Consider the following 13,494-nt stretch of genomic DNA (forward strand, 5'->3'; position numbering starts at 1 on the left):
GTTCGGCCCCGTGGCCGGGCCAGCGGATCCGCCGGTTTCACCGCGTGCCGACGGACCGGCAGACGGGCAAGATGGGGCCGTTCGGATCCGGCATCCGGTTCGGCCCGGGCGAATGGGCGGATCCGGGCGCAACCCTATTGGCCGGCCACCTATCAGATCTCGATCTCTCCACGCAGATAGGTTACCGCGCGGCCGGTCAGGGTCACGACCGTGTCGCCCAGCAGGCAGTCCGCTGCGCCGCCGCGGGCGCTGATCTGGCGGGCCGACAAGGTGTCGCGCCCCAGCCGAGCGGCCCAGAACGGCACCAGCACGCCATGGGCAGATCCGGTGAACGGGTCCTCGTCGATCCCGGCGGCGGGGGCGAAATAGCGGCTGACGAAATCGCCTCCCTTCGCCGCCGGCGCGGTGCAGATCACGCCCCGCGACCGGCCCGCTCCGCCCCCCACCCGGACCAGAGCGGCGAAGTCAGGGGCCAGCGCCGCCACCTCGTCCTCGGTGGCGAAGACGGCCACGTCATCCCATTCGTCGGGCGCGTAATGGGCGCGCAGCACCTTGGTCGGGGCGGCGCCCAGCGCGCGGCCCAGCCCCTCGGGCGGATCCACCGGAGCGGGGTCCAGACGCGGCAGCCGCAGAGCCAGCCGGTCGCCGTCACGGCGCACGACCAGCTCGCCGGCCTACCGCGTGGCAAAGCGCACCTCCTCGGCCCCCGTCGCCTCCAATATGACATGGCCCGAGGCCAGCGTCGCATGTCCGCACAGCGCCACCTCGAGTGCGGGCGTGAACCAGCGCAGGCCCCGCGCATTCCCCTCGCCCGTCAGAAAGGCCGTCTCGGCCAGGTTGTTCTCCTCCGCGATGGCCAGCATTACGGAATCGTCCAACCAGTCGCCCGGCAGTTGCACGACCGCCGCCGGATTGCCGGTGAAGACGCCGGTCGTGACGAAGGCGTCGACCTGATGGAGGGGCAGCTTCACACCGTACGCTCCTGATTCGTTCTTGGCCGGGGAAAACGTCCCGTCTGCCTATTGTGCAGACAGGGGGTGCACGGGGGGTGCACAGGGGGTGCACACCGGCCGAGAACGGAATCGCCGGCTTCAGGACGAGAATAGGGACGACATTCCGCCCGCTCCATGCAGGTCAGACCACCCGCTCGCCGCTTTCGGCGTCGAAGACATGGCAGATCTCGGCTGGGATATGGGCGGCGAAGGGCGCCTTGATCTCGGCCCGGAACTCCTTGGGCGCCTTGACCGCCACGAGGTCGCGCCCGGTGCGGACCGTGACCATGGTCGAGTCGCCCAGAAGCTCCATCGAATAGACCGGCGCGCGCAACTCGCCCTGCCCCTCCTCGGCGACGCTCGCATCCTCGGCGCGGAAGCCGCAGATCACCTTGCCCGGCGGGCCGGACACCCCGGGAATCGTTGCGTTTTCGCTATGGAAGGTGCCGTCCCGGATCTCTCCGGCCATCAGGTTCATGGCGGGGCTGCCGATAAAGCCCGCAACGAAGGTGTTCTGGGGCTGGTCGTAGATTTCCGTCGGCGTTCCAACCTGTTGCACGATGCCCGCCTTCATCACGACCACCCGGTCCGCCAGGGTCATCGCCTCGATCTGGTCGTGGGTGACGTAGATCGTCGTCACCTTCAGCTCGTGGCTCAGGTTTTTGATCTGCGCCCGCGTCGAGACCCGCAGCTTGGCGTCCAGGTTCGACAGCGGCTCGTCCATCAAAAAGACCTGCGGCGTCCGCACGATGGCGCGGGCCAGCGCCACCCGCTGCCGTTGCCCGCCCGACAGCGCGGCGGGCTTGCGGTGCAGGAAGTCGTCAAGCTCCACCATCGCCGAGGCGCGCATCACCCGCTCCTCATGCTCCGCCTGGGGGACCTTCCGGACCTTCAGGGGGAAGCGGATATTCTCGTAGACCGTCAGGTTCGGGTAGAGGCCATAGCTTTGAAAAACCATGGCAATATCGCGGTCCTTCGGATCCAGATCGTTGACCCGGCGGTCCCCGATATAGATGTCGCCGGCCGTCGGATCCTCCAAGCCCGCGATCATGCGCATCGTCGTCGTCTTGCCGCAGCCCGATGGCCCCAACAGGACCAGGAATTCCCGGTCCGCGATGTCCAGGTCGAAGGCCTGCACACCCACGAAGTCGCCCCAGCGCTTCGTGACATTCTTGAGCTTGATCTCGGCCATCCGCACCCCCGCTGTCGGGTCCAGACTAGACACGGGCCCCACGACGCGACAAGCGTTTTGCAATCGTATGCAAGAGGACCCGATGGCGGACGGCGCGGCACGGATCGAGATCGACAGACACGACGCGAAGGCCGCGCTGGAGGCGCTGTCCGAAGGCGATCTGGATCGCCTCGCCCCAGACGCGACCTGCGACGCGGCGCATCCGTTCGGGCGCCTGACAGGCTCCGACGCCCGGCGCCCCTGGGCCGAACTGCACGCCGCCTTCCCGGATCTGGAGCGTCGCGACACCATCTTCGTCGCGGGCCAGAACCATTCCGACGACCGCATCACGGAGTGGCGCGCACCGCGTCTCGTGGCCTGCCTCGGGTCCTATCTGGGCACGTTTGACGCGCCCTTCGCGGGCATCCCGCCGACCGGCGCCCTCGCCACGCTCGATTACGGAGAGGCGCACTGGATCGAGGACGGGCGCATCCGCGCCTCATGGCTCGTCTGGGACCTCGCCGGGCTGATGCTGCGCACCGGCTGCTGGCCTCTGGCGCATCCTCTAGGCGCACCGGGCCACTGGCCGGGCCCACGCACGCAGGACGGTCTGCGGATGGCCGCCACACCGGACGACCGGGCCGAGGCGTTGGGCACCGTGCTCGACATGCATGCCATCCTGAACGGCTACCGCAACGACTCCATCAAGGGGATCGACATGCGGCACTGGCATCCCGACTTCACCTATTGGGCGGGCGGTGCGATCGGCGCCTGCCGGGGGATCGAGGGCTTCCGTGCCCACCATCAGATCCCCTATCGCCGCGCGTTCCCCGACGCACAGGGCGCGGGGCATTTCGCGCGCCTGTCTGACGGCCCCTACGCGGTCACCGGCGGCGACGTGACGATGACCCATGCGGGCGACGAATACCTCGGCCTTGCGCCCACAGGGCGGCGCCTGCGCTTTCGGGTGATGGATTTCTACCGCTTCGGCGCCGACGGCCGCATCGCCGAGAACTGGCTGCCCAACGACACGCTGGGCCTGATGGCGCAGATGGGGATCGACGTCCTCGCCCGGCTGAGGCACCGCCGCGGGCAACCCCGTCGGGACGTCTTCTGACCGGGCTCTAGCCCCGCGATCCGTCCACCCAGCGCAGACCCAGCGACACCACTTCGGGGACCATCGCGCCATAGGCCCGGCCCGCCTCGGGGTTGGAGGCGTTGCCCGCCTCAGCCCGCGCCCCCACCCCCGCGAGGATCGCCGCCAGACGAAAGGCCGCCAGCGCCAGCCAAGGCCGCAGATCCGGCACTTCGATCCCGCGCCGCCGCGCGTAGACTTCCAGATGCGCCTCGTCCGATGGCAGGCCCAGCGCCGCCCGGCCCACGCCGCCCAGCCCTTTCAGCGGCGAGTCGTGGGGCAGGTTCCACTGCATGATCTGATAGGCCACATCCGCCAGCGGATGGCCCAGCGTCGACAGCTCCCAGTCGAGGATACCGATGATATGGGGCTGCGTCGGGTGAAAGATCAGGTTGTCCAGCCGCCAATCGCCATGGACCAGCGCCGGCTCCGCCTCGGGTGGGTCCTGCGCGCGCAGCCAGGCGCCCAGACGCGTCATCCCCTTGGCGGGTGTCTCGACGCTCGCGGCATATTGCCGGCTCCAGATCTCCGCCTGACGGGCGAAATAGCCCTCCGCACGACCGTAATCGCCCAGGCCTATGCCGAACGGGTCCAGGCCATGCAGGTCGGCCAGCATGCGTCCCATTTCTTCGTAGATCGCGCCCCGCTCCTCCAGGTCCGGCAGGGCGGGATCCCAGAAGATGCGGCCATCCAGGTACTCCATCACGTAGAAGGGGCGGCCCAGCGGATTGTCGCCTTCCTCCAGCAGGATCGGCACCGGCGCTGGCACCCCCGTCTCCATCAATGCGGCCAGAACGCGGAACTCCCGCTCGATCGCATGGGCCTTGGGCAGCAGCTTTCCGGGCGGCTTGGCGCGCAAGACCATGGCCCCCTGCCCCGTCTCCAGCCGCCATGTCGGGTTCGATTGCCCCGTGCCGAACCTCTCCGCGCCGGTGACCGGGGTGCCCAGCCGTGCGGCGAGCCAGTCGAACATATCCTGATCCATGCGCGCAGGGTTGCGCGCGCCGCGCCGAGTGGCAAGGCTGTACCGCAGGGAGGACCGATATGGATCTGGGATTGAGCGCCCGCGGCGCAGAGCTGCACGAGGCGGTCGCACGCATGGTGCGCGAAGAGATCGCTCCGCAGGACGCGGCGTTTCATGCCGCCGTGGGTGAGACGGGCGACCGCTGGAAGATGTCGCACCGCCAGACCGAGATCCTGGAGGGGCTGAAGACCCGCGCCCGTGAACGGGGTCTCTGGAACCTCTGGCAGACGCATCTGCCCGGCGGCCCCGGCATCTCGACGGTGGATTATGCCTGGCTGGCCGAAGAGATGGGCCGCTCCTGGCTCGCGCCTGAGGTGTTCAATTGCAACGCGCCGGATACCGGCAACATGGAGGTCTTCACCCGCTACGGCACCGACGAGATGAAGGATCGCTGGCTCGGCCCGCTGATGGAGGGCCGCATCCGCTCCGCCTATCTGATGACCGAGCCGCAGGTCGCCTCGTCGGATGCGACGAATATCTCCATGCGTTGCGAGCGGGACGGCGACGGCTGGATCCTGAACGGCGAGAAATGGTGGAGCACCGGCGCCGGCGACCCCCGCTGCGCCGTGCACATCGTCATGTGCCTGACCGATCCCGATGGCCCCCGCCACGGGCGGCATTCCATGGTCGTCGTCCCCGCCGAGACGCCCGGTGTCGAGATCCTGCGCCCGCTTCAGGTCTTCGGAGAGGACGATGCCCCCCACGGCCACATGCATATCCGCTATACCGATGTGCGCGTTCCCGGCGAGGCGATGCTGCTGGGACCGGGCCGGGGGTTCGAGATCGCGCAAGGCAGGCTGGGGCCGGGGCGCATCCACCATTGCATGCGCGCGATCGGAATGGCCGAGAAGGCGTTGGAGCTGGCCGTGGCGCGTGGCCGGGCGCGGCAGGCCTTCGGCTCGGACCTGCTTTCGCTGGGCGGCAATGCCGAACGCGTGGCCGAGGCGCGCATCGCCATCGACGGCGCCCGCCTCGTCACCCTGCGCGCCGCGTGGGAGATGGACGCCGCCGAACGCGAGACCGGCACCATGAAGCGCGCGGCCCCCGCGATCAGCGCCGCCAAGGTGCTGGTCCCCCGCGTCGCGCTGGAGGTCTGCGACATGGCGATCCAGCTCCATGGCGGCGCGGGCGTCAGCCAGGACACCGAACTCGCCCGCCTCTGGGGCCATTTGCGGACCCTGCGTCTGGTCGACGGACCGGATGCGGTGCATCTGCGGACGGTGTTTCGCGCGCAGGTCCCGCGCGGCTGAGAGCGCCGGGGGCAGTTCGACGGAGTGCCCCTGCCGTTTTACCCGGCCTTAACCGTACAGGCGCAAAACAACCGGTACGGCGCGCACTCCGGCGGGCCGGATGCCCGACCGATCGGGAAAGTGTTCCGCCCGCCCTGCGCGTCAGCCGTAATGCGCAACCGGCGTCCCGGCCAGCGCCGCCATGTTGAGAAGGCCGCGCGCGGTGATCGACGGCGTCACGATATGGGCCTTGTTGCCCATCCCCATCAGGATCGGCCCCACCTCCAGCCCGCCCGCGCGCGCCTTCAACACGTTGCGCGTGGCGCCGGCCGCGTCGGTCGACGCGAAGACGAGCACGTTGGCCGCCGCCTCCATCCGGCAATCGGCGAGGAATCGGTTGCGCAGCTCTGGGTCGAGTGCGGCATCCAGGTTCATCTCGCCCTCGTATTCGAAATCGAGGCTCTGGGCGTCCAGCAACCCCTTGGCCGCCCGCATCGTGCGGCCCGACGCGCTGTCGAGATTGCCGAATTGCGAGCTGGAACACAGCGCCACCTTGGGTTCGATGCCAAAGCGGCGCACATGCCGGGCGCAAGCGACGGCGGTCTCGGCGACCTGCGCCGGCGTCGGCTCGGGGTGGACATGGGTATCCGCGATGAAGAGCGGGCCGCCTTCCAGCAGCATCATCGACAGCGCGCCCACCGGATGCAGTCCGTCCCGGCCCAGGATCTCGGACACGTAGCGAAGGTGCCAGAGGAACTGCCCGAACGTGCCGCAGATCATGCTGTCGGCCTCGTCGCGGTGGACCATGATCGCGGCGATGGCAGTCGCATTCGTGCGCATGATCGCGCGTGCCAGATCGCGGGCCACGCCGCGCCGTGACATGAGGCCGTGATACGTCTCCCAATAGTCGCGGTAGCGCGGATCGCTCTCGGGGTTCACGATCTCGACATTCCGGCCCGGCTCGAGCGTCAGGCCCAACCGCTCCACCCGAGTCGCGATCACGTCCGGACGGCCGATCAGGATCGGCGTGTCCGTCGTTTCCTCCATAATGGCCTGGGCGGCGCGCAGCACGCGCTCGTCCTCTCCTTCGGCAAAGGCGATGCGACGCTCCGCCTGAGCGGCGGCCTCGAAGACCGGGCGCATCACGAAGGCCGAACGGAAGACCGACGCGTCCAGCCGCCGCTTGTAGGCCGCGATATCCGGCTCGGGCCGGGTGGCGACGCCGCTTTCGATGGCGGCCTCGGCGACGGCCGACGCGACGACGCCCATCAGCCGGGGATCGAACGGTTTGGGGATCAGGTAGTCCGGTCCGAAGGTCAGCGCCTCGCCCTGGTAGGCCGCAGCCGCTTCGGCGCTGGTCGTGGCGCGCGCGAGCGCGGCGATGCCCTCGACGCAGCCGATCTTCATCGCCTCGTTGATCTCGGTCGCGCCCACGTCCAGCGCGCCCCGAAAGATGAACGGGAAGCAAAGCACGTTGTTGACCTGGTTCGGGTGATCGCTCCGTCCCGTGGCGATGATCGCATCGGGGGCCGCGGCGCGCGCGGCGTCGTAGCCGATTTCCGGGTTGGGATTGGCCAGCGCGAAGATGATCGGACGGCTGGCCATGCGGCCCACCATGTCGGGTGTCAGGACGCCCGGACCCGACAGGCCGAGGAACAGGTCGGCCCCCTCGATCACCTCGTCCAGCTTGCGCGGCCCGCCCGGCTGGGCGAAGGCCGCCTTCTGGGGGGTCATTTCCTCTTCCCGGCCTTCGTGGACCAGGCCCGCCAGATCGCAGAGCCACACATTCTCGCGCCGCACGCCGAGGCTCAGCAACATGTTCAGACAGGCGATGCCCGCCGCGCCGCCGCCGGTGGAGACGACCTTGATCTCCTCCCATTTGCGGTCCGTCAGGCGCAGCGCGTTCAGCGCCGCGGCGCCCACGACGATGGCGGTCCCGTGCTGGTCGTCATGGAAGACGGGGATGCCCATCCGCTCGCGGCACAGCTTTTCGACGACGAAGCAGTCGGGCGCCTTTATGTCTTCGAGGTTGATCGCCCCGAATGTCGGCTCGAGCGCGCAGACGATATCCGCCAGCTTCTCGGGATCGCTTTCGTTCACCTCGATGTCGAAGCAATCGATGCCCGCGAACTTCTTGAAGAGGACCGCCTTGCCCTCCATCACCGGCTTGGAGGCGAGCGCACCGATATTTCCAAGACCGAGGACCGCCGTCCCGTTGGTCACCACCGCGACGAGGTTGCCGCGTGCGGTGTAGTCGCGCGCCGCCGCCGGATCCTCATGGATTGCCGAAGAGGCATCCGCCACACCGGGCGAATAGGCGCGGGCCAGATCGCGCCCGTTCTCCAGAGGCTTGGTGGCGCGAACCTCCAGTTTCCCGGGGCGCGGCAGGCGGTGGTAATCCAGCGCCGCCTGGCGCAGGCCGTCGTCATCGGTGCTCATGAACCCTCCCGTTCTTGTCCACGGGGATAGTCCAGCCCGATGGCCGCGCCTAGACCCCGCTGCCATTTGGCGTGGCCCGCGGGGACGCAAGGTCAACGAAGATCAGAGCAGGCGGCGTGACTCCGCGATGCAGAGCGTGATCTGCGTCTGCGTCAGGGCCAACCCGTCGACCCAACGATAATCCTGTGGGTTGTCGAGATAGGCGACGGTCTCGCGCACGATCTCCCCGTCGGTCCGACTCATGGCGTCCGATAGGTACCACGCCGCGATCTGCGCCTCGGTCAGGTCATGATGCCGGGCGTGATCCGACGCCCATCCGTCCGGACAGGGCGAGCGGTCGAACTCTGTCGAGATGATGAGGCGATGCAGATCCGCCTCGGTCGGAGGCCGCTCGGCCCTATAGATCTCGACAGCGGCGATCCCCAATGTCAGCGCCAGCATACCGAGACCGGCCCCCAGAATGCCCGCCTCGAACCGGCTCCGCGGTCCGAACTCTCGCGGTATGACGCGCGGCGCGGATGGCGTCTCTCGGTCGATCGCGGTCGCTTGCATCTGGCCCCCTGTGGCGAAACCGAGACGAATTCGGTTCGCTTTGTAGGCGGCAATATGGCCGTCGCCCCATGGCAAGTCCACGATTCGAAGCGGAAAACCCTCGGCGGGATAAACTGTCGCCGGTGCGGAAACCGGCGTTCCTCAGAGGCGACGGAAAACGCTCGACGGGCCGCCATTGTCGAAGAAAGGCACCCCCGGCGCAGAACTGCCCTCGTGATGAGCGGCGGCCTCGGCCAGCACGACCTCGGTCACGAAAGGCATGTCGAGCGCACGGGCCTCGTGCAGGGGAACCCATTGCAGGTGGGACAACTCCGCGTCCGGCGGGTCCAGCCGGTCGGGATCGGAGGCCAGAGCCCCGGCATCCGCCAGAAAGAACCGCGCGTCGAACCGGCGCGGCCGGCCCGGTGGCGTGATCGCGCGGAAGATGAAGCGCAGCGCGCCGGCATCCGGGCCGTGCCCTTCGAAGCCCGGCCAGGCCGGCGCGGGCCCCGGACGCCCCAGGATCTGCCCCGTCTCCTCGGCCAGTTCGCGGATTGCGGCCGCGGCCAGCGCCTCGGGCGACGGCCCGTCGGCACGGGCCAGCGCCGATCGGCAGGCCGGCGCCAGAGGGCGGGCCAACGGCACCTGGGCATCGCCCGCATCGACGGCCCCGCCGGGAAAGACGAATTTCGACGGCATGAAGGCTGCCTTCGACCCCCGCTGCCCCATGAGCACCGAGGGTCCGCTCGGCCCCTTGCGCAGGAGCACGATCGTGGCAGCGTCGCGGATCACGCCGCGCGGCCGCCGAACCCGTGCATCCGCGCCGCCCATTGCACCGCGACGATCGCCCCCTTGAGGCGCGGCAGGAACCACAGGGACATCAGGACGGACATCGCCCCGAAGACCACGATGAACACGAGGGGAGACGGCTCGTAGCGGATGTAGGCCCACAACATCAGAGGCCCGACGATATGCCCGACGATCAGCAGCGTCAGGTAGGGCGGCCCGTCATCGGCCCGGTGATGGTGCAGCGCCTCGCCGCATTGGGGGCATTCGTCACGGACCTTGAGGTAGCCGCGCATCATCCGCCCCTCGCCGCAATTCGGGCAGAGGCGGCGGAACCCGCGCCAGATGGCGGGCGGCATCGGTCGATCGGTTTCGCTCATGGGACGGGCATAGGGCTGGAAAGGACGCAGGACCAGCGCGAGACCGGCAAAAAAGTTTCACGCGCTGCGACGGAACGTCCCGCGGCCTGCGTGAAAGGCGCATCGGATGACGAACGAAAAGGACCTGATCCATGACCAAGACGATGCTTGCGATGGCCGCGCTGTCGGCTGCGGCGCTGACCGCACTTGCCGATCCGGCCGCCGCGCGCGGGCCCGGCGCCAGCTTCGGCGCTCTGGATACCGATGGCGACGGGGCGATCACGCGGGCCGAGATGCAGGCGGCCATGGAGGCGCGGCGCGATGCCCGCTTCGCCGAGACCGACACCGATGGCGACGGCCTGCTGACCCGTGCCGAGATCGAGGCCCAGGCGCAGGAGCGGCGCGGCAACCATCTCGACCGCATGATGGAGCGCGCGGATGCCGACGGCGACGGCGCGCTTTCCCGCGACGAACTTGCGGCCTTCCGGCCGGGCCGGCGCGGAGAAGGGCGGGGTGCAGAAGGACGGGGCGACCGCTTCGGACGGCTGGACGCGGACGGAGACGGCCGCATCACTGAAGCCGAATGGACCGAGCGGCGGCGCCGGGACTAGGGTCGCCATGCGCGGGGCACGTCCCCGTGACGGCCGGGGATGCGCGTGCAGGACGACAGACGGGACGAGGCCGGCCTCTTGGCGGCGGCCGGACGCGGCGATCGGAGAGCCGCCCGCGCTCTGGTCGACCGTCTTGGCCCGCGTCTGATGGGCTTCGTGCTACGCATGACCGGCGGCGACCGGGCCGCGGCCGAGGATATCGTCCAGGAAGCGTTTCTGCGTCTGTGGGCGCGGTCCGGCGATTGGGATGCCGACGGGGCGGCCGGGCTTGGCACGTGGCTGGGGCGCGTGGCGGCGAACCTCGCCATCGACCGGTCGCGGCGCCGGCGCGATGCCCCCTTGGATCAGGCGCCGCCGATCGCGGATCCGGCACCGGGGGGCGAGGGGCGAATGCAGCAGGCCGCACGACACGACGCGGTCTATACGGCGCTCGCCTCGCTGCCGGAAAGGCAGCGGCAAGCGGTGGTCCTGCGCCATATCGAGGGTTACGCAAATCCCGAAATCGCGGCCATGATGGGGATCGGCGTCGAAGCGGTGGAAAGCCTGACGGCACGAGGGAAGCGGGGGCTGGCCGCGCTCCTGCGGCCGAGGCAAGAGGAGTTGTAGGTTATGGACCCGGATCGTGAACTTTTGGACCGCGAGCTCGAGCAATGGCTGGCGGAGTTGCGCGACGAGCCGGTCCCGCTGGAGCCGGACTTCGCGGCCCGCCTCGCGGCCTCTGCTCCGGCCGCGCGACGATCCGGGCGACGGCGGATCGAGTGGATGCCGCTTGGCGCGATGCCCATCGGCGCGGCGCTGGCCGGACTGGCCGTCGGCTTGTCCAACCCCGCCCTGATCCGCGACGTGGCCCCCTGGGACGCGGCAGCCGATGCGGAAATCTACACCACTTTCGCGGCGGAGTGGGACGATCTCGGCGGGGGGTCCGAATGAAACGCGGCTGGATGCCATGGGCACTTGCGGTCTCGGTGGCGATCAATCTCGCCGTGTTGGGGGCGATCGGCGGGGCATGGCTGGTTGGCGACCGAACGGATCTGCGGCGGGATCGGGCGGCGGGTGTCCCGACCCTTCTGCGCGGGCTCACCCGTGAGGAGCGGCGTGCCCTGCGATCGTCAATCGGCCCTCGGGAACAGCGCACAGCCGGCGCGCAGCTGGATCTGCCCGCGATGCTGAGGCAGGAGCCTTTCGATGAGGTCGCCTTCCGCGAAGCGCTGGACGCGAGACGTGCGATCCAGGGTGCGAGGGCCGCGCGCGGCATCGAGGCGCTGGCCACCCTGATCGCGGAGCTGTCGCCCGAGCGGCGCGCCGCGCTCGCGGACCACCTGGAGAGAGGCCGCCGGTTCCCCCGCTCTCAGTGAGAGCGCATGTCGCCGTCAATCTCGACGACGCGGTTCCGTCCGCCCGACTTGGCGCCATAGAGGGCGCGATCGACCCGATCCAGCGCGCGCGACATCGCATCCTCGCGCGGCTCCAGCATCGTCACGCCCAGCGACATCGTCACCGGAAGCCGAGCGCCGTCGGACAGGCGCAGATCCATCGCCTCGATCGCCTTGCGCAACCGTTCCGCCACGGCCTGAACCTGAGCCGGAGACGTCTCGGGCAGGATGGCCAAGAACTCCTCTCCACCCAGACGGCAGACGAGATCCTGAAGGCGGGTGTTGTCGCGCATGACCTGCGCGACCTGCGTCAGGACACGGTCGCCGACGGGATGGCCGTGGGTGTCGTTGACCGACTTGAAGTGATCGATATCCATCAGCACCAGACCGACCGGCTCTTCCGCGGCGCGGCAGCGGGTCGCGATCCGTTCGAGTTGATGCAGACCGTAGCGCCTATTGTGCAAGCCCGTCAGCGGGTCGATCACCGCCATCTTCAGGCCCCGGTCCAGAGCGGCGCGCATCCGGTCCGCCCGCTCCTTGCGTGCGAGTTGCGTCCGCAGGCGCATCGCCAGCTCGCGCGCGATCAGAGGACGATGGACGACATCCGCCGCGCCGAGGTCGAGTGCGGTTGCCGCACGCTCACTATCACCGGGCGGCAGGACCACGACGCAGGAGGAATGGCGGGTCGTCGGTCGCGACCGCAGCTCCGACATCAACCGCAGCCCCTGATTGGGACCATCGAGATCCGCGTCGATCAGCAGCACGTCAGGGGCCTCACCCTCCGTCAGGCCCAACGCGCCTTCGCGATCCGTCACTCTGGGGGTTTCGCGGAACGAGCTTGCCAGTGCCTTGGCCAGAACCGCACCCTCCTCCCGACCGGCAAGGACCAGGGAGACGCGTCCGTTGACGGCCGGGAGGGCTGCGGGACGCGCGCCTTCGAAGCGGGCGGGCGCCTCTGCAAGTCCGGGGGTCGCGGGACCACGCGACGCGATCCCGAAGCCAGGCAGCGCGGTCGGCGGTATCGTCGAGACGCCGCCGCTGCCGTCGACACCGACCGAGAGCCAGCCGCTGCGCTCCTCGAAATCCCGCTCCTCCTCGCGGGAGCGGAGAAGGCTGCGAACACGGGCGAGCAAAGCGACCTCGTCCACCGGGCGGGTGAGGAAATCGTCCGCACCCGCCTCCAATCCCTCCAGCCGCACCGCCGGCTCTTCGAGCGCGGTGACGAGCACGACGGGGATGGAGGAGGTGGCCGGATCCGCACGCAGATGGCGAGTTGCCTCGGCGCCCGACATCCCCGGCATCAGCATGTCCATGATGATGACGTCGATCCCGCCGCGCCGAGCGATCTCGATCGCTTCTTTCCCCGACGAGGCCAGTTCCACCTCGTAGCAGGCCGCGGCAAGCTTGACCTTCATCACGATCCGGTTGGTCGCAACGTCATCAACGATAAGGATTCGACCAGGCATCTGCGACTCGGACTTTGGGTTGCGGAACTGTTAACGAAGCTATGACGGCGAGGAGTTAACAAAACGTAACTCCATTGGGGAGAAATTGAGGAATGTTGCAGGAAGAGGCGGAGATTGTCGCCCTTAACGCATTGACTTGGCTCGCATCAGAAGGACTCCTCGATGCGTTTCAAGGTGCCACCGGCGCCGACCGGTCGCAGATCGCCGCAGCCGCCGGGCAGCCGGAATTCCTCGGTGCCGTTCTCGACTTCGTTCTGATGCGCGACGATTGGGTCCAGGGCGTCTGTGACGCGCAGGACCTTCCCTACGAAGGCCTGCTGCGCGCGCGGGCCGCCCTGCCGGGCGGAGACCTGCCGCACTGGACGTGACCGGGGCGCC

General features: G+C 69.0%; 16 protein-coding genes. 7 read left to right on the forward strand and 9 right to left on the reverse strand.

The genetic code is table 11. From position 1 onward, the window contains the following. Window positions 1-152 precede the first annotated feature (152 nt). The 3 genes from jaqu_RS21935 to jaqu_RS06985 form a co-directional block, all read right to left on the reverse strand. The gene (locus tag jaqu_RS21935; RefSeq protein WP_201774357.1) at window positions 153-659 is read right to left on the reverse strand and encodes a PhzF family phenazine biosynthesis protein; all 507 of its coding nucleotides are present in this window, start codon (window positions 657-659) and stop codon (window positions 153-155) included. A 15-nt stretch (window positions 660-674) separates the two neighbouring features. Next, the gene (locus jaqu_RS21940; RefSeq protein WP_201774358.1) at window positions 675-971 is read right to left on the reverse strand and encodes a PhzF family phenazine biosynthesis protein; all 297 of its coding nucleotides are present in this window, start codon (window positions 969-971) and stop codon (window positions 675-677) included. Window positions 972-1,134: 163 nt separating this feature from the next. Continuing rightward, window positions 1,135-2,184, reverse strand: coding sequence for an ABC transporter ATP-binding protein (locus jaqu_RS06985; RefSeq protein ID WP_043918238.1), 1,050 nt, complete (start codon window positions 2,182-2,184; stop codon window positions 1,135-1,137). Window positions 2,185-2,266: 82 nt separating this feature from the next. On the opposite strand from jaqu_RS06985, the gene jaqu_RS06990 reads away from it, so the two are divergent. Then, the gene (locus tag jaqu_RS06990; RefSeq protein ID WP_052500825.1) at window positions 2,267-3,280 is read left to right on the forward strand and encodes an ester cyclase; all 1,014 of its coding nucleotides are present in this window, start codon (window positions 2,267-2,269) and stop codon (window positions 3,278-3,280) included. 7 nt (window positions 3,281-3,287) lie between these two features. On the opposite strand, the gene jaqu_RS06995 is transcribed toward jaqu_RS06990, so the two are convergent. After that, window positions 3,288-4,283 carry a phosphotransferase family protein gene (locus jaqu_RS06995; protein WP_043918239.1) on the reverse strand — a complete coding sequence of 332 codons (996 nt, stop codon included), beginning with the start codon at window positions 4,281-4,283 and terminating at the stop codon, window positions 3,288-3,290. A 59-nt stretch (window positions 4,284-4,342) separates the two neighbouring features. Here jaqu_RS06995 and jaqu_RS07000 point away from each other — a divergent pair, with 59 nt between their 5' ends. Beyond that, window positions 4,343-5,572, forward strand: a complete 1,230-nt coding sequence (locus jaqu_RS07000) for an acyl-CoA dehydrogenase family protein (protein ID WP_043918240.1) — start codon at window positions 4,343-4,345, stop codon at window positions 5,570-5,572. A 141-nt stretch (window positions 5,573-5,713) separates the two neighbouring features. On the opposite strand, the gene jaqu_RS07005 is transcribed toward jaqu_RS07000, so the two are convergent. The 4 genes from jaqu_RS07005 to jaqu_RS07020 all read right to left on the reverse strand — a co-directional run bounded on the left by jaqu_RS07005 (window position 5,714) and on the right by jaqu_RS07020 (window position 9,687). Continuing rightward, on the reverse strand, window positions 5,714-7,990 hold the full coding sequence (locus jaqu_RS07005) for an NADP-dependent malic enzyme (RefSeq protein WP_043918241.1): 2,277 nt from the start codon (window positions 7,988-7,990) through the stop codon (window positions 5,714-5,716). A 102-nt stretch (window positions 7,991-8,092) separates the two neighbouring features. Beyond that, complete coding sequence (locus tag jaqu_RS07010) at window positions 8,093-8,542, reverse strand: hypothetical protein (protein ID WP_043918242.1); 450 nt, start codon at window positions 8,540-8,542, stop codon at window positions 8,093-8,095. 141 nt (window positions 8,543-8,683) lie between these two features. Next, a complete protein-coding gene (locus tag jaqu_RS07015; protein WP_043918243.1) occupies window positions 8,684-9,352 on the reverse strand; it encodes an NUDIX hydrolase in 669 nt (222 codons plus the stop codon). Then, complete coding sequence (locus jaqu_RS07020) at window positions 9,310-9,687, reverse strand: DUF983 domain-containing protein (RefSeq protein ID WP_043918244.1); 378 nt, start codon at window positions 9,685-9,687, stop codon at window positions 9,310-9,312. Before jaqu_RS07020 ends, jaqu_RS07015 begins: the two co-directional genes overlap by 43 nt. Before the next feature lie 131 nt (window positions 9,688-9,818). Between jaqu_RS07020 and jaqu_RS07025 the strand changes: the two genes are divergently transcribed. The 4 genes from jaqu_RS07025 to jaqu_RS21600 are packed head-to-tail and all read left to right on the forward strand — an operon-like array spanning window position 9,819 to window position 11,632. Next, window positions 9,819-10,277 (forward strand): EF-hand domain-containing protein, encoded by a 459-nt coding sequence (locus tag jaqu_RS07025; protein ID WP_052500826.1) that lies wholly within the window; start codon window positions 9,819-9,821, stop codon window positions 10,275-10,277. Window positions 10,278-10,316: 39 nt separating this feature from the next. Further along, a complete protein-coding gene (locus jaqu_RS07030; protein WP_043918245.1) occupies window positions 10,317-10,883 on the forward strand; it encodes a sigma-70 family RNA polymerase sigma factor in 567 nt (188 codons plus the stop codon). A gap of 3 nt (window positions 10,884-10,886) precedes the next feature. Then, window positions 10,887-11,207, forward strand: a complete 321-nt coding sequence (locus jaqu_RS21595) for a hypothetical protein (protein WP_043918246.1) — start codon at window positions 10,887-10,889, stop codon at window positions 11,205-11,207. Then, a complete protein-coding gene (locus jaqu_RS21600; RefSeq protein ID WP_052500827.1) occupies window positions 11,204-11,632 on the forward strand; it encodes a periplasmic heavy metal sensor in 429 nt (142 codons plus the stop codon). Before jaqu_RS21595 ends, jaqu_RS21600 begins: the two co-directional genes overlap by 4 nt. Here the strand turns inward: jaqu_RS21600 and jaqu_RS07045 are convergent. Beyond that, window positions 11,626-13,116: a diguanylate cyclase gene (locus jaqu_RS07045; RefSeq protein WP_043918247.1), complete on the reverse strand. Its 1,491-nt coding sequence runs from the start codon at window positions 13,114-13,116 to the stop codon at window positions 11,626-11,628. The two genes, jaqu_RS21600 and jaqu_RS07045, sit on opposite strands and share 7 nt — an antisense overlap. A gap of 92 nt (window positions 13,117-13,208) precedes the next feature. Between jaqu_RS07045 and jaqu_RS07050 the strand changes: the two genes are divergently transcribed. Next, complete coding sequence (locus jaqu_RS07050) at window positions 13,209-13,484, forward strand: DUF3572 domain-containing protein (protein ID WP_043918248.1); 276 nt, start codon at window positions 13,209-13,211, stop codon at window positions 13,482-13,484. Window positions 13,485-13,494: the final 10 nt, after the last annotated feature.

This window comes from Jannaschia aquimarina (assembly GCF_000877395.1).
GTDB lineage: Bacteria > Pseudomonadota > Alphaproteobacteria > Rhodobacterales > Rhodobacteraceae > Jannaschia > Jannaschia aquimarina.

What these genes read in the sequence shown, in the direction of transcription:
- jaqu_RS06985 (WP_043918238.1), bottom strand. Translation starts at nt 2,184, where the DNA reads ATGGCCGAGATCAAGCTCAAGAATGTCACGAAGCGCTGGGGCGACTTC.
- jaqu_RS06990 (WP_052500825.1), top strand. Translation starts at nt 2,267, where the DNA reads ATGGCGGACGGCGCGGCACGGATCGAGATCGACAGACACGACGCGAAG.
- jaqu_RS06995 (WP_043918239.1), bottom strand. Translation starts at nt 4,283, where the DNA reads ATGGATCAGGATATGTTCGACTGGCTCGCCGCACGGCTGGGCACCCCG.
- jaqu_RS07000 (WP_043918240.1), top strand. Translation starts at nt 4,343, where the DNA reads ATGGATCTGGGATTGAGCGCCCGCGGCGCAGAGCTGCACGAGGCGGTC.
- jaqu_RS07005 (WP_043918241.1), bottom strand. Translation starts at nt 7,990, where the DNA reads ATGAGCACCGATGACGACGGCCTGCGCCAGGCGGCGCTGGATTACCAC.
- jaqu_RS07010 (WP_043918242.1), bottom strand. Translation starts at nt 8,542, where the DNA reads ATGCAAGCGACCGCGATCGACCGAGAGACGCCATCCGCGCCGCGCGTC.
- jaqu_RS07015 (WP_043918243.1), bottom strand. Translation starts at nt 9,352, where the DNA reads ATGGGCGGCGCGGATGCACGGGTTCGGCGGCCGCGCGGCGTGATCCGC.
- jaqu_RS07020 (WP_043918244.1), bottom strand. Translation starts at nt 9,687, where the DNA reads ATGAGCGAAACCGATCGACCGATGCCGCCCGCCATCTGGCGCGGGTTC.
- jaqu_RS07025 (WP_052500826.1), top strand. Translation starts at nt 9,819, where the DNA reads ATGACCAAGACGATGCTTGCGATGGCCGCGCTGTCGGCTGCGGCGCTG.
- jaqu_RS07030 (WP_043918245.1), top strand. Translation starts at nt 10,317, where the DNA reads ATGCGCGTGCAGGACGACAGACGGGACGAGGCCGGCCTCTTGGCGGCG.
- jaqu_RS21595 (WP_043918246.1), top strand. Translation starts at nt 10,887, where the DNA reads ATGGACCCGGATCGTGAACTTTTGGACCGCGAGCTCGAGCAATGGCTG.
- jaqu_RS21600 (WP_052500827.1), top strand. Translation starts at nt 11,204, where the DNA reads ATGAAACGCGGCTGGATGCCATGGGCACTTGCGGTCTCGGTGGCGATC.
- jaqu_RS07045 (WP_043918247.1), bottom strand. Translation starts at nt 13,116, where the DNA reads ATGCCTGGTCGAATCCTTATCGTTGATGACGTTGCGACCAACCGGATC.
- jaqu_RS07050 (WP_043918248.1), top strand. Translation starts at nt 13,209, where the DNA reads ATGTTGCAGGAAGAGGCGGAGATTGTCGCCCTTAACGCATTGACTTGG.